14 protein-coding genes are annotated in these 14,427 nt (G+C 63.7%); 10 read left to right on the top strand and 4 right to left on the bottom strand.

Features of this window, described 5'->3' with window-relative positions:
* Position 1: 1 nt before the first annotated feature.
* Positions 2–1,363: a 3-carboxy-cis,cis-muconate cycloisomerase gene (pcaB, locus tag IVA92_RS07410; RefSeq protein WP_247281719.1), complete on the bottom strand. Its 1,362-nt coding sequence runs from the start codon at positions 1,361–1,363 to the stop codon at positions 2–4.
* Positions 1,364–1,733: 370 nt separating this feature from the next.
* Between pcaB and IVA92_RS07405 the strand changes: the two genes are divergently transcribed.
* Positions 1,734–3,293: a winged helix-turn-helix domain-containing protein gene (locus IVA92_RS07405; protein WP_247281720.1), complete on the top strand. Its 1,560-nt coding sequence runs from the start codon at positions 1,734–1,736 to the stop codon at positions 3,291–3,293.
* Between the two features lie 53 nt (positions 3,294–3,346).
* Here the strand turns inward: IVA92_RS07405 and IVA92_RS07400 are convergent, their stop codons facing one another.
* Together IVA92_RS07400 and mddA are read right to left on the bottom strand one after the other, a co-directional pair.
* Positions 3,347–3,769, bottom strand: coding sequence for a GFA family protein (locus tag IVA92_RS07400; protein ID WP_247281721.1), 423 nt, complete (start codon positions 3,767–3,769; stop codon positions 3,347–3,349).
* 85 nt (positions 3,770–3,854) lie between these two features.
* A complete protein-coding gene (mddA, locus tag IVA92_RS07395; protein WP_247281722.1) occupies positions 3,855–4,640 on the bottom strand; it encodes a methanethiol S-methyltransferase in 786 nt (261 codons plus the stop codon).
* A gap of 134 nt (positions 4,641–4,774) precedes the next feature.
* On the opposite strand from mddA, the gene IVA92_RS07390 reads away from it, so the two are divergent.
* From IVA92_RS07390 to IVA92_RS07355, 8 genes are all read left to right on the top strand, one after another.
* The gene (locus IVA92_RS07390) at positions 4,775–6,325 is read left to right on the top strand and encodes a winged helix-turn-helix domain-containing tetratricopeptide repeat protein (protein ID WP_247281723.1); all 1,551 of its coding nucleotides are present in this window, start codon (positions 4,775–4,777) and stop codon (positions 6,323–6,325) included.
* A gap of 272 nt (positions 6,326–6,597) precedes the next feature.
* A complete protein-coding gene (locus IVA92_RS07385) occupies positions 6,598–8,148 on the top strand; it encodes an ABC transporter substrate-binding protein (RefSeq protein ID WP_247281724.1) in 1,551 nt (516 codons plus the stop codon).
* Positions 8,149–8,347: 199 nt separating this feature from the next.
* Positions 8,348–9,319 (top strand): ABC transporter permease, encoded by a 972-nt coding sequence (locus tag IVA92_RS07380; RefSeq protein WP_247281725.1) that lies wholly within the window; start codon positions 8,348–8,350, stop codon positions 9,317–9,319.
* Positions 9,316–10,155: an ABC transporter permease gene (locus IVA92_RS07375; RefSeq protein ID WP_247281726.1), complete on the top strand. Its 840-nt coding sequence runs from the start codon at positions 9,316–9,318 to the stop codon at positions 10,153–10,155. The genes IVA92_RS07380 and IVA92_RS07375 overlap by 4 nt, the downstream gene beginning before the upstream one ends.
* Positions 10,156–10,157: 2 nt before the next feature.
* Positions 10,158–11,777 carry an ABC transporter ATP-binding protein gene (locus tag IVA92_RS07370; RefSeq protein ID WP_247281727.1) on the top strand — a complete coding sequence of 540 codons (1,620 nt, stop codon included), beginning with the start codon at positions 10,158–10,160 and terminating at the stop codon, positions 11,775–11,777.
* A gap of 358 nt (positions 11,778–12,135) precedes the next feature.
* Positions 12,136–12,309 (top strand): hypothetical protein, encoded by a 174-nt coding sequence (locus IVA92_RS07365; protein WP_247281728.1) that lies wholly within the window; start codon positions 12,136–12,138, stop codon positions 12,307–12,309.
* Entirely contained in the window at positions 12,306–12,515 is a 210-nt protein-coding gene (locus tag IVA92_RS07360) for a hypothetical protein (protein ID WP_247281729.1), read from the top strand. Before IVA92_RS07365 ends, IVA92_RS07360 begins: the two co-directional genes overlap by 4 nt.
* 146 nt (positions 12,516–12,661) lie before the next feature.
* Positions 12,662–13,573 carry an AEC family transporter gene (locus tag IVA92_RS07355; protein ID WP_247281730.1) on the top strand — a complete coding sequence of 304 codons (912 nt, stop codon included), beginning with the start codon at positions 12,662–12,664 and terminating at the stop codon, positions 13,571–13,573.
* Between the two features lie 11 nt (positions 13,574–13,584).
* Here IVA92_RS07355 and IVA92_RS07350 read toward each other — a convergent pair whose 3' ends face one another.
* Positions 13,585–13,869, bottom strand: a complete 285-nt coding sequence (locus tag IVA92_RS07350) for a hypothetical protein (protein ID WP_247281731.1) — start codon at positions 13,867–13,869, stop codon at positions 13,585–13,587.
* 180 nt (positions 13,870–14,049) lie between these two features.
* Between IVA92_RS07350 and IVA92_RS07345 the strand changes: the two genes are divergently transcribed.
* Positions 14,050–14,370, top strand: a complete 321-nt coding sequence (locus tag IVA92_RS07345) for a hypothetical protein (RefSeq protein WP_247281732.1) — start codon at positions 14,050–14,052, stop codon at positions 14,368–14,370.
* The last annotated feature ends 57 nt before the right edge of the window (positions 14,371–14,427 follow it).

Below are 14,427 nucleotides of genomic sequence, written 5' to 3'. Positions count from 1 at the left end.
TTCAACGCGTTGCCGATTTCAGCACCCGGTCAACCATGGCGGGCGCAAGGCCGAGGTAATTTCTTGGCGAGGTGAGTGCCTCGATTGTGGCACGGTCGATGCAGTTCAAGACGCGGGAGTCGGATGAAAGCGCATCCGCCAGCGAGAGACTTTTCTCATTGGCGAGCCGGCAGGCGTCATAGACCATGTCATGCGCCTCCTGCCGCCCGATTTGCGGCGCGAGCCCCATCATGACCGCTTCGGCCACGATCAGGCCGCGGCTGATGGCGAGATTGTCATTCATCTTCGCCTCGTCCACGATGAGGCCTGCGAGCGCAAACTTCGCCTGGTGCAGCGCGCCGGCGGTCAGCACGAAGCTTTCTGGGATTGCCATCCATTCGGCGTGCCAGGGGCCGGTGGCGCGCTCGAAATCCTGCACCATCGCATCCAGCATCAGGCCTGCATGCTGGCGCACCGCCTTGGACGCCGCAAGCATCAGTTCGGAGGAGATCGGGTTGCGCTTCTGCGGCATGGTGGAGGAGGCGCCGCGCCCCTTGACGAAGGGTTCGTAGAGCTCGGCAAACTCGGTCGAAGCCATGATCATGATGTCGAGCGCTATCTTGCCGAGCGAGCCGGTGACGAGCGCCAGGAAGTTCACGGCCTCGGCAAAGCCGTCGCGCGCGACGTGCCAGGTCGAGGCGGGAACGCCGAGCTTCAGCTCGGCGCAAAGCGCCTCCTGCACCTCGAATCCCTTGTCGCCGAGCGAAGCCAGCGTGCCGGCAGCGCCGGCAAACTGGCCGACCAGGACGCGCGGCCTCAACTGCGTCAGACGCCCGGCATGACGGTCGAACATCGCGAGCCAGATCGCGGTCTTGTAGCCAAACGTCACTGGCAGCGCCTGCTGCAGATGGGTGCGGCCCGCCATCGGCGTATCGCGATATCGCTTGGACAGGTCTGCAAGAATGCGGCGCAGTTCGGCAATGTCCCTTTCGACGATTTCGAGCGCGGCACGCAGTTGCAGGACCACCGCGGTGTCCATGATGTCCTGCGTGGTCGCGCCCCAATGCACGTAGCGGCCAGACTCGCCGCACTGCTTCACCATCTGATGCACCAACGGCAGGATCGGATAGCCGACGATGTCGGTCTCCTGCCGCAACAGATCGAAATCGAGCGCGGCAACATTGGTCCGGGCCGCGATCTGATCGGCGGCGTCCTGCGGTATCACGCCGCATCTGGCCTCTGCCTTCGCCAACGCGACCTCGACCTCGGCATAGCGCGCCACCAGCGCGATATCGGAGAACACCTCCCGCATCTCGGGCGTGCCGAAGGCGTCCCGGAACAGCATGGAGTCGAGCACGGTGGTCCCAGTGGGAAAAGCGGGCATGGGCATTTCTTCGTGGTTGGAGTGTTCTGTGTGAAGGCAGCTTACGCGGGCCATGCTATTCGACAATGCCTGCCATACGACCGATGTCGTCCTGGCGGATGCCCGTGGGCATTCGCCGGGCATTCGCCAGACGACGCTGGGGAGATGTCCGACACTGCCGACGTCGCTACGCTTGCGGATTAAGCCAGCGGCAATCCGCGCCAAGCCTCCACATTCTGTCGAGGTCGTGTTCCCATCCGAAAACAGCATAGTTGGCATCACGCGATCGTGGTGAACCTGACAGTCCCTTCGTCGGACTTACAGGTTTCAAGTCGAAATCCATTTTAATTTTTGTATTGCCTGATGTCGTTGTGAGGACTGAGTTTTCGACGTGCAATTTCTGTTCCGGGACCATCTTCTCGATACCGACCGGCGCGAGCTGAGCCGCGAGCAGGTTCCCGTTGCCGTGGAACCTCAGGTTTTTGACCTGGTCGTGCATCTCATGGAGAACCGCGACCGGGTGGTCAGCAAGGGTGAGCTGATCGACAAGATCTGGCACGGCCGCAGCGTCTCCGAATCGACGCTGACCAGCCGGATCAACGCGGCACGCAAGGCGATCGGTGACAATGGCGCGAACCAGGCGCTGATCCGCACCATCGCGCGCAAGGGCTTTCGCTTCGTTGGCGACGTCGAGGCAAAGCGCGGCGCGGCCGTTCAGGAACCCGGCCCCGCGGCGCCGTTGGCGCAGACCACGCTCGCGCTACCCGACCGGCCCGCAATCGCCGTGCTGCCCTTCACCAACATGAGCGGCGACCGCGAGCAGGACTATTTCTCCGACGGCATCAGCGAGGATATCATCACCGCCCTGTCGAAGCTGCGCTGGTTCTTCGTCGTCGCGCGCAACTCGTCCTTTGTCTACAAGGGGCGCGCTGTGCACGTCCACGAGGTCGCACGCGAGCTCGGCGTGCGGTACGTGATCGAAGGCAGCGTGCGGCGTAGCGGCGAGCGCCTGCGTATCTCGGCGCAGCTCAACGATGCCTCGACCGGCAGCCATCTGTGGGCCGAGCGCTACGACCGCGAGCTCGCCGACGTCTTCGCCGTGCAGGACGAGATCACCGAGGCGATCGTCGCGGCGATCGAACCGCAGCTCTACGCCGCCGAGAGCTTTCGCGCCCAGCAGAAGCCGCCGGGCAGCCTGGATGCCTGGGATCTGGTGATGCGCGCATTGTCGCGTTACTGGCGCATCACGCGCGAGGACAATGCCGCTGCGCAGGAGCTGCTGGAAAAGGCAATCGCGATCGATCCCGCCTATGGCAAGGCGCTGGGCCTGCTCGCGACCAGCCGCATCTTCGGTGCGCATATGGGCTGGGCGGAAATGGCTGCAACCGTGCCGGTCGCCGAACGCGCGGCGCTGGCGGCGGTGGAAGCCGATCGCGACGATGCCTGGGCGCATCACGGCCTCGCCTATACTTATCTGTTCCGCCGCCGCTTCGAGGACGCATTGGCGGAGTTCGATCTGGCTCTCAAGCTCAATCCGAATTTCGCGATGGCGTACGCCTTCTACGGTGTGACGCTGTGCTACGCGGGACGATGGCAGGACGGCGACGCCGCCGCGCGCCGTGCGTTGCGGCTGAGCCCGCGCGATCCGCTCGCCGGGATCTATGGTGGAGTTGCGGCCTACGCCCGGTTCATCGGCCGCGACTACGAAGGAGCCGTGCAGATGGCGCGCGAATCGCTGCGGCAACGCAGCGATTTCGTCGGCGCGCATCGTGTGCTGACAGCCGCGGCCGGTATGTCGGGAAACGCGGCCCTTGCCGCGTCCGCCCTGCACGGCCTGCGCCGCGCCCAGCCCGGCATTTCGCTTGCCTGGATCACGCGCGAGCTGCCGATGCTACGCGACGAGGATCGCGCGCATTACCTGGAAGGATTGCGGCGCGCAGGGATGAGGTAGCTCGCCACAGCTTACCCTGCCCTGGGGGCCTCCAGGGGAGGGTCAGAAAAGTCCTACTCCTGCATCATCTCGCCGCTGCCGCCGAACTCGGCAGGAAAGTCCTTCAGCTTGGGCAGGCCATCGCGCATCGGCAGCACCGTCTCGGCATAATTGACGTGGACGCCTGGCGAAAATGCGAGCGTGGGGATGGTGGCGGTGAAGACGTCCACCAGGCCGAGCGGCGGGTGGTTGGTCATGAGATGACCGCCGCACTTCTTGCAATATTTGCGTTGGCTGAGCGGCGTCTTGGCGAAGGTCTCGACGTTCTGGGCGCCTTCGGTGATGCGCACCGCCTCGGGCTTCCACAGGCTGAAGGCATTCACCGGTCCGCCCGACCACGACCTGCAAGAACGGCAATGGCAATAGCCCATCGCCTCCGGCTCGCCCGTGACCTCGATCGTGACTGCGCCACAGAAGCAGTTTCCGAGATGTTTCATTTTGCTCGTCTCCATTGGGATCGATATTGCTGGTCGGGCCAGCCACGCGTCCTCCTTTCGGTGGACGCCTGGCGCGAGGCGAAGACTATACCGATCTGCGCCAGGGAATAAGCATCGACACGCGTTGTTTGTACTGCCGGTACTCGTCCCCGAAGAGAGCGACGAGGTCGCGCTCCTCCAGCGCGATGCCGACGAAGATGTAGAGCGTGGTCACGGCGGCGAACAGCAGATGGCCCGCGGTCATGACCGGCGCCGCCCAGAACGCGATGATGAAGCCGAGATAGATCGGATGACGAACGAACTTATAGAGCAGCGGCGTCTTGAACCGCGCAGGCGCCGCTTCCTTGCCGACGAGATGGTTGGTCACCTGATGCAGGCCGAACAGTTCGAAATGGTTGATCATGTAGGTCGAGGTGAACACCAGCACCCAGCCTGCGAAGGACAGCGTGACCAGCGTCACTGCAAAATCGGGATCCTGGACCTCCCATACGACCGAAGGCAGCGGCCGCCACTGCCAGAACAGGAGCAGCAACGACAGGCTCGCCAGCAGCACATAGGTGCTACGCTCGACTGGCTTCGGGACGAACTGCGTCCACCACGCCTTGAAGCTCTGACGCGCCATCACGCTGTGCTGGATGGCGAACAGGGTCATCAGGAGGAGATTGATGATGACCGCCTCAAGCGGGGGCGTGGCGGTTCCGGTGTCGATGGTCTTCGGCACGACCAGCCCCATCACGAAGCCGATGGCGTAGAGAATGGTGACGAAAAACACGAGATATGCCGCAATTCCGTACAGAAAGGCGGCGAACTTGAACATGCGTGAGCCCGCAACAGCCGGGCTGATCGAATGAACCTGATCAATCTGAGACATGGAAAGCTCCGTTGTGCCAAAACATCGGCACTATGTGGTCGCCCCACCATGCGCTTCGGACGGGCCCGAGACTTTCGCCGACAATTGATTTTCGCCTGAGATGCCATTGATTTTTGCTTGAGACGACACAAAACGTGCGATTTTGCTTTGAAGACAACGTGCTCGACGGCGACCTGCGGGAACTCACCTGCGCCGGTGTCGCCGTGCCGTTGCAGCCGCAGGTGTTCGATCTGTTGCTCTATCTGGTTGCTCAACGCGCGCGTGTGGTCAGCAGGGATGACCTGATCAGCCAGATCTGGAGCGACCGCATCGTCTCCGATTCCGCCCTGAACAGCCGGATCAACGCTGCGCGCAAGGCGATCGGCGACGACGGCGCCACCCAGCGGCTGATCAAGACCATTCCGCGCAAAGGCTTTCGTTTCGTCGGCGAGGTTCAGGAAGAGGTGGCGGCTTCGCCTGCGCCCGCTATATCCGTTCCTGCCCGGCCGCACACCGTCTCGGATCGCCCGGCAGTCGCGGTGCTCGCCTTCGAGAACATGAGCGGCGATCCCGCGCAGGACTATTTCGGCGACGGCATCAGCGAGGACATCCTCACCGCGCTGTCGAAACAGCGCTGGTTCCTGGTGATCGCCCGCAACTCGTCCTTCACCTACAAGGGACGCGCGGTCCACATCAGGCAGATCGCCGAGGAACTCGGCGTCCGCTACATCGTCGAGGGCAGCGTGCGCAAGGCGGACAACCGGGTGCGCATCACCGCACAGCTCAACGATGCCACATCAGGCAGCCATCTCTGGGCCGAGCGCTACGACCGCGAGCTGATCGACGTCTTTGCCGTGCAGGACGAGATCACCAACGCGATCGTGGCGGCGGTCGAGCCGCAGATCCACGCGGCCGAAAATTTTCGCGCTCACCGCAAGCCGCCTGCGAGCCTGGATGCCTGGGATCTGCTGATGCGGGCACTGTCACACTATTGGCGCGTGACGCGGCAGGATCACGAGGCCGCTCGGACGCTGCTGGAGCGCGCGATCGGAATTGATCCGAATTATGGTCAGGCGCTGTCGGTGTTGGCGGCAAATCATATGTTCGGCGTGCATCTCGGCTGGGCCAAGCTTGCTGCGGTGGCGCCAGTGGCGGAAGCCGCCGCGCTCGCTGCCGTGCGCTGCGACCATGAGGACGCCTGGGCGCATGCCGCGCTGGGGAGCGTCCTGTTCTCGACACGCAGGCTGGCCGACGCACTGTCCGAGTTCGAGCAGGCGCTCGCGCTCAATCCGAACTTCTCGCTGGCGCAGGGCTATTACGCGCTGGCACTGTCTTATGCCGGACGCTCGAAGGAATCGTTCGAGGCGGCGCAGACGGCAATCCGGCTCTCGCCGCGCGATCCCTCGCTGGCGATCTATCACGGCATTGCCGGCTATGCGCGCTTTACCGAGCGGCACTATGACGAGGCGATCGCGCTCGCGCGCGAGGCGATCCGCCACCGCGGCGACCTCACCGGCGCCTACCGCGTGCTCGCGGTCTCCGCCGGCATGACCGGGGACGCAAAGCTGGCAGAGATCGCGCTGGGCGAACTCCGCCGCGCCCAGCCCGGCATCTCGCTCCACTGGATCGCGACGCAACTGCCGTGGGCCAATGACGCCGACCGCGAGCACTATCTAGAAGGATTTCGGCGGGCGGGGTTGCGATGACGGGCCTGCCCACGACGCTGTGTCGCTAGCCGCACCGGTCATGTCGGCCAACGACCGACATGACCGGTACACAGCGATATGAGGCAGATAAATCAAAACAGGACGCGCTGTGCATTTTTTGTGCGAACGTTGTCGCGACTTTCATCTTGCGGCGCCGAGCGAGACTATGTGAGCCTCGCTACCGGATGGGGACTGGGATGGGCCGGCCGTCGCTTTGCGCGCGAGGACGTTGCGAAGCGTTAACGGCTGACCTCGCTTGAGAAAGATACGACATGCCGAAACGAGTGTTGCTTGGTCTCCTCCTGGCTTGCGGCCTCACGGCCCCGGCGCTGGCGCAAGAGCCGAAAACAGGGGGCGTGATCAATGCCGTAATCCAGCCCGAGCCGCCCGGCCTGATGCTTGCAATGGTCCAGAACGGTCCGACCCAGATGGTGTCGGGCAACATCTTCGAGGGGCTGCTGCGCTACAGCCCCAAGCTCGAGCCGCAGCCGGAGCTCGCCGAGAGCTGGAGCGTAAGCGAGGACGCGAAAACCTACGCCTTCAGGCTCAGGAAGGGCGTGACCTGGCACGACGGCAAGCCCTTCACCGCCGCAGACGTGCTGTTCTCGGTCGAGATGCTGAGGCAGACCCACGCGCGCGCCCGCAACAACCTCGCCCAGGTCGACAAGGTCGAGGCGCCCGACGACTACACGGTGGTCTTCACGCTGAAGCAGCCGTTCGGCCCGTTCCTCGGCATCTTCGAGGTTGGCTCGATGCCGATGGTGCCGAAGCATCTGTATGAAGGCACCGATTTCAAGACGAATCCCTACAACAACGCGCCCATCGGCACCGGCCCCTTCATGTTCAAGGAGTGGCAGAAGGGCTCGTTCATCCGCCTGGTCAAGAACCCGAACTATTACGAGAAGGGCAAGCCTTATCTCGACGAGATCTACTGGCAGATCATTCCCGACGCCGCGGCCCGCTCGGTGGCGTATGAGACCGGCAAGGTCGACGTGCTGCCCGGCGGCTCGGTCGAGAACTTCGACGTGCCGCGGCTGTCCAAGCTGAAGGACACCTGTGTCACCGGCGCCGGCTGGGAGTTCTTCTCGCCGCTGGCCTGGCTCTGGCTCAACAACCGCCAGGGTCCGCTCGCGGACAAGCGGGTGCGGCAGGCGGTCATGTATGCAATCGACCGCGATTTCGCCAAGGATGTCATCTGGAACGGGCTCGGCAAGGTCGCGACCGGCCCGTCCGCCTCGACCATCAAATATTACACCGACGACGTGAAAAAGTACCCGTACGATCCGGCCAAGGCCAAGGCGCTGCTGAAGGAAGCCGGCTACAAGGGCGAGAAGATCCGCCTGTTGCCGCTGGCCTATGGCGAAACCTGGCAGCGCTGGGGTGAAGCGGTGAAGCAGAACCTCCAGGACGCCGGTATCAACATCGAGACGATTGCCACCGACGTTGCTGGCGGCAACCAGAAGATCGGCGAGTGGGACTATGACATCGCCTTCACCTATCTCTATCAGTACGGCGATCCCGCACTCGGGGTAGGACGCAATTACGTCTCCAGCGCCATCGCCAAGGGCCAGGTTTTCAATAACGTCGAAGGCTACTCCAACCCGGAGATCGACAAGCTGTTCGCCGACGGTGCTGTCGCGACCCCGGACTCCAAGCGCAAGGAGATCTATGAGAAGGCGCAGAAGATCCTGGTCGAAGACGTGCCGGTGGCCTGGATGCTCGAGCTGCAATTCCCGACCATCATGCGCTGCAAGGTCAAGAACCTGATCACCACGGGAATCGGGGTCAATGACGGCTTCAAGGACGCATGGCTCGACAAGTGATGGTGCAGGCCGCACGCTTGTTTCACCTCCCCCGCTTGCGGGGGAGGTCGACGCGCTTGCAGAGCGCGGCGGGAGAGGGCTTTCTCCACCCGGTGTCATCTCTGCGGAAATACCCTCTCCCCTGCCCTCTCCCGCAAGCGGGAGAGGGAGCGCACGGCGATCGCCGCTGCGTTCAACCTGATCTGATCGCCATCTAATTATGCTCTCCTTCGTCGCTCAGCGTGTCCTAAAGGGCGTGATCGTCCTGCTCGCGATCATCGTTCTCAATTTCTTCCTGATCCGACTTGCGCCCGGCGACCCTGCGGTGGTGATGGCGGGCGAAGCCGGCGCCAGCGACCCGATCTTCGTGAAGCAGCTCCGGGAAAAGTTCGGCCTCGACAAGCCAATGCCCGAGCAGCTCTTCATCTACGTCAAGGGCGTCGTCACTCTCGACCTCGGCTTCTCCTTCCGCCAGCAGGCACCGGTCGCAAAGCTGATCGGCGAACGGCTGCCGGCGACGCTACTGCTGACACTGACCGCCTTCACGATCTCGCTCGTGCTCGGCATCCTCTTCGGCACCTTCGCCGCGCGCTTTGCCGGAATCTTCCTCGACACGGCCATTACCGTCTTTGCACTGATTTTCTACGCCATGCCGATCTTCTGGGTGGCGCTGATGGGGATCCTGCTGTTCTCGGTCACCATGGATTGGCTGCCGAGCTTCGGCTACGAGACAGTCGGCGCCAATCTCACCGGCCTTGCCCACGCGATCGACGTCGCAAAGCACCTGATCATGCCGGCGATGACCCTCGGGCTGTTCTTCATGGCGACCTACACCCGCATGACGCGCGCCTCGATGCTCGAGGTGAAGCGGCTCGACTTCATCAAGACCGCGCGCGCCAAGGGCCTGTCCGACGCCGTGATCCAGCGCCGCCACGTGCTGCGCAACGCTCTGCTGCCGGTAGTGACGCTCGCCGGCGTGCATTCCGGCACGCTGATCGGCGGCGCCGTCATCACCGAGACCGTGTTCGCCTGGCCCGGCATCGGTCGGCTGATGTACGACGCGCTACTCCAACGCGACTACAACCTACTGCTCGGCGTCTTCGTGATCTGCTCCGCCATGGTGCTGATCTTCAACCTCATCACCGACCTGGTCTACCGCCTGGTCGACCCGCGCATCGAATTCGCCTCATGAAGCAATTTTGGAAATCGATGTTGAAGAGCCCGAGCGGCGTCATTGGGCTCGTCATCCTGCTGCTTGCGATCTCGGTCGCGGTGTTCGGGCCGATGCTGTTCCCGAACTCGCCCTGGCGCATGGTGCAGCGGCCGTTCCTGCCGCCCTTCACGCTGCAGGCCGTGCCGCTCGGCACCGACGCGCTCGGCCGCGACGTGTTCGCCGGCATGATCTTCGGCGCACGCGTCTCGCTGCTCGTTGGCCTTGTCTCGACGCTGGTAGCCCTGATCGTCGGCGTGCCGATCGGCGCGATGGCCGGCTATTTCGGCGGCAAAGTCGACGATGCCTTGATGCGCTTCACCGAATTCTTTCAGACTATTCCAAGCTTCGCGCTCGCGATCGTGCTGGTCGCAATCCTGCAGCCCTCGATCTATTCCATCGTGGCCTCGATAGCGGTGGTGAGCTGGCCGCCGGTCGCCCGCCTCGTGCGCGGCGAGGTGCTGTCGCTGCGCACGCGCGAATATGTCCAGGCCGCGGTAGTCACGGGACAGAGCAACACCTGGATCATTTTGCGCGAGATCCTGCCGAACGCACTGTCGCCCGTGATCGTGCTGGCCTCGCTGATGGTGGCGACTGCAATCCTCTTGGAATCCTCGCTGTCGTTCCTTGGCCTCGGCGATCCCAATCTGATCTCCTGGGGCTACATGGTCGGCGCCGGCCGGACCGTGATCCGCCAGGCCTGGTGGATCACCGTGTTTCCCGGCGTGGCCATCCTGATCTCGGTGCTCGGCCTCAATTTGATCGGCGAAGGCCTAAACGACGCGCTCAATCCGCGACTGTCGCGGGAGGGGCGCTGACGATGACCGCACCGCCCGCCATCTCCATCAAGAGCCTGAGGATCGCGCTGCCCAAGGGCGCCGAGCGTCCGTTCGCCGTCGACGGCGTCTCGCTCGATTTGCAGCCCGGCAAGATCGTCTGCGTCGTCGGCGAGTCCGGGTCCGGCAAGTCGATGTGCGCGCATGCGCTGATGGGCCTGTTGCCGGACACCGTGTCGGTCACCTCCGGCGAGGTCCAGTTCGAAGGCCGCGACCTGCTCAAGCTGGGCGACGACGGCTGGCGCGATCTGCGCGGCCGCAGGCTCGCGATGATCTTTCAGGAACCGATGACCGCGCTCAATCCGTTGATGCGGATCGGCGACCAGATGGCGGAGATGTTCGAGGCCCATGGCCAGCTCACGCCGAAGGAGCGGCGCGCAAGAGCACTCGCGTTGGCGCGCGAGGTCGGCCTGCCCGACCCCGAGCGGATCGTGCGCGCCTACCCGCACCAGCTCTCCGGCGGCCAGCGCCAGCGCGCCATGATCGCCATGGCGCTCGCGCTTGAGCCCGCGGTGCTGGTCGCCGACGAGCCGACCACTGCGCTCGACGTCACCACGCAGGCACAAATTCTCGATCTGATCCGCAATCTCCAGCGCAACCGCAACATGGCGGTGATGTTCATCATCCACGATTTCGGCGTGGTCGCCGACATCGCCGACCAGGTCGTGGTGCTCCGACACGGCAAGGTGGTCGAGGAAGGTCCCGCTGCGACGGTTTTCCACGATCCGCAGCACGACTACACCAAGGCACTGCTCGCCGCCGTGCCGTCGATGGACCCGCCGGTGCGCAAACTGCTCGACGATCAGGCCCGGGCCGTCGAGGTGATCGGACTGGACAAGACCTACGTCACGTCGGGCGGCTGGTTTCGCGAGGACCGCCGCGTCGAGGCGGCGCGCGAGGTCAATTTCAACATCCTCAAGGGCGAGACGCTCGGCCTCGTCGGCGAATCCGGCTCCGGCAAGTCGTCGGTGGCACGGCTCGTGATGCGGCTGATCGAAGCCGACCGCGGCACGGTGCGGATCGGCGACACCGATCTCACCTCTCTTTCGGGCAGGGCGCTGCGCGCCGAACGGCATCGCATCCAGATGATCTTCCAGGATCCGTTCGCCTCGCTCAATCCGCGGCGCAAGATTGGCCACATCATCGCCGACGGCCCGATCGCGGCCGGCACCGATCCGAAGGTCGCGCTCGACCGCGCTCGCGATCTCCTCAGGATGGTCGGCCTCGACGCCGGCGCCCTCGAGCGCTATCCGCACGAATTCTCCGGCGGCCAGCGCCAGCGTATCGGCATTGCGCGCGCGCTCGCGCTCGAGCCCGAGATCATCGTCGCAGATGAAGCCGTCTCCGCCCTCGACGTCTCCGTGCAGGCGCAGGTGTTGAAGCTGCTCGAAGACCTCAAGGCGCGCCTCGGCCTTTCGATGCTGTTCATCACCCATGATCTGCGCGTCGCGGCGCAAATCTGCGACCGCATCGCGGTGATGCAGCGCGGCGCCATCGTCGAACTCAAGCAGACCGCGCAGCTCTTCGCCGCGCCCGAGCACGCCTATACGCGTGAACTGCTGTCGGCGGTACCGGGGCGAAAGGCGCGCGCGCCGGCGGCATGAGCGATCGTCGTGACGGGTTCGCCGAGCTGCAAGATTGTTCCAAAAACTTGCGGGTGATGCCGGCGAAACATCTTTGGTCGATCGGCATTTGCTTTGCAGAGACTGCCTTGCCGGTGCGGCAAGAGTAAGCTGTCATCGGCGTTCGCTCGCGCGGTAATTGCAGCAGCGCGATAAGAACGGTGAACAGCCCGTACCTGGCGCAGGAACACCCGGACGTTGGGACGCCCGCGCGGTCACGGGCTTTTTATTCCGTCGTGAACGGGGACGTCGTTTCAAAAGCCGAGGGGACGCCATAGATACGATTAGATGATTGTTATCATCTCATGACCTGCTTGCCCCACTGACATTCGGAGCCAACATGGGTGAAGTTATTCGATTTGTCTCAAGATCTGAGCGCGAGCGCGCGCGCCTCATTCAGGAGGCACGCGCAATCTACGACAGCATCTTTCCGCCATCTGATCCGGTCAGCAATGGGCAGGATAAAGCAACGGGCCGCACGATCAGCGGCGGCGATAGGGGTAACCTTTCGTGATCAAGATCATTGCCGTGCTTTGCAGTCTCTCCTCTCCGACCAATTGCCATGAGCAGATTGTCACCAGCTCGGACTTTGCTCAGGTCTCGGTGCAGTCCTGCCTGATGGGCGCCCCGCAGCTTGCGGAATGGATGAACCAGCATCCGGCTGAGCGCCTGGCGGCATGGCGTTGCGTGATTGGGAAGCAGGATCGCAGGGGAATCTAACGAGGAAGATTTTCGTCCTTGGCGAATGATCACCCGGGACGGCTCCATTAAACCACACCGTGACGACAACCCATCGCTGGGCTAACCTCGCCCCCCTTTGTCCATGAGGGGGAAGCCAGATGGAGGTCGCCAGCCTCATTCTTCCCGTGTTCGCGATCATCGTCACCGGCTGGCTGGCAGGCGAGTTCGGCTCTCTCTCCCGCTCGCTTGCCGATGCCCTGGTGCACTTTGCTTACAACGTGGCGATGCCGGCGCTCCTGATCGTCACGATCGCGCGGGAGCCGGCCCGCAACCTGCTGGAATGGCGCTTCCTGCTCGCATTCGGCGGCGGTTCACTGATCTGCTTCGGGATGGTGTTTCTGGCGGTCCGCGCGGGTGGCAAACACGATATCGCCAGCAGCACCATTCATGGGATGGCGGCGGCAATGACCAATACCGGGTTTGTCGCGCTGCCGATCCTGCACGTGATCTACGGCCAGCCCGCCGTCCTGCCCGCCGCGGTAGCGACAGTGTTCGTGGCCGCCGTAATGTTTCCGATCACGGTCATCCTCCTGAAAGGACGCGACCCGCACGAGCCCGCCCATCCCACGGGACTGGCAAAGCAGATCCTGCTCAATCCGATGGTGCTGTCGACGCTCATTGGGCTGGTGTGGGCGATCACGGGCTTGCCGATTCCGGCGCTGGTCGCGACCTATCTGAACATGATCGCTGCAGCGCTCACGCCTTGCGCGCTGTTTGCCATCGGACTTGGTTTGTCCGTTGAGGGCCTGCGATCCAACCTGAAGGCATCGTTTGCGCTCGCGGCGGTGAAACTGGTGGTCATGCCTCTGATCGTCTACGGGCTCTGCGTGATCTTGGGACTCGATCCTCTCTACACGGTCGCCGCTGTCGTCTGCGCGGCCGTGCCGACGGCGAAAACCGTGTACGTCCTCGCGCATGAGCACAAGGTTGACGAGAAGCTGGTTGCGGCCACGGTCTCGATCACGACGATGCTGTCCGTCGCAACGTTGCTGGTCGCGCTGTATCTGCTCTCCGGCCTCGCGATTGGCGTCCGCTGACCGGCATCGGTCTATCTCGTGGTGTTGCTCCAGGTGGGGACCGAGTTGGTCACGCCGACCGAGGGCCAATTGTACGAGCCGACCGACGGCGCCGTGACGGTGCCGACCGTCTGTCCGGACGACCCATAGGACGCGCTCGGCTGCGCTGACGGCGTTCCGGCACCGCCATAGGTCGGCGCCACCACACCGTTGCTGTAATGTCGGCTCGATCGGGCTTTCTTCGCTTCAGCCGCAAAGGGCACGGCAAGCAGCCCGGCAGTGACGAGTGCGGCAATGGCGAGTTTGATGGTTGTCATGGCCTGATCCTTTCGCCCCGTGCCCGGTATGCCAAGTGTTCATTCATCGGAAAATTTCCATAGGTCTGCGTTCATAACTCCGTGCGCGCGCGAACGTGCCGGGCTGCGCTCGCCGCCTTCGGATGAACCCGAATCAGCGCTAGTGCATTGGCTTCAGTGACTTTCCTGGACGCAAGCAGCATGACCGGCGCCGAACTGAAGCAACTCCGCAACGACCTCTCCGACGCCCTTGAGCGCAAGCTCACCGCGGCCGACATGGCCAGGCTGTGCGGGCTGCCGGAGAAAGGCGGCGCCGAGACCATAAGGCGCTGGGAGGTCAGCGGCCCGACACCAGCGGCGACCAAGGTGCTGCGCGTGCTCGCGATGGCAAGCGAGCGCTATCCGATCCTGGAGAAGTTCGACATCTTCGATCGTCACGACGTGCGCGAGGAAGACCGCCCGGCAAAGCGCGCGGCCTTTCGTGCTCAGATGCGCGACGAGGCGCGGCGACGTCTTGGTTAAGAGGAGGCGCCCGCAAGTTACCGGCGACGCGCGAAGTTAAGCCTTCCTTCAGCATTT

Origin of the sequence: Bradyrhizobium sp. 154, assembly GCF_023073875.1 — a bacterium.
In the GTDB taxonomy this organism is placed as follows: Bacteria; Pseudomonadota; Alphaproteobacteria; order Rhizobiales; family Xanthobacteraceae; genus Bradyrhizobium.
Note: the sequence above shows the minus strand (reverse complement) of the source record. Positions and strands in the feature narration are given on the sequence as shown.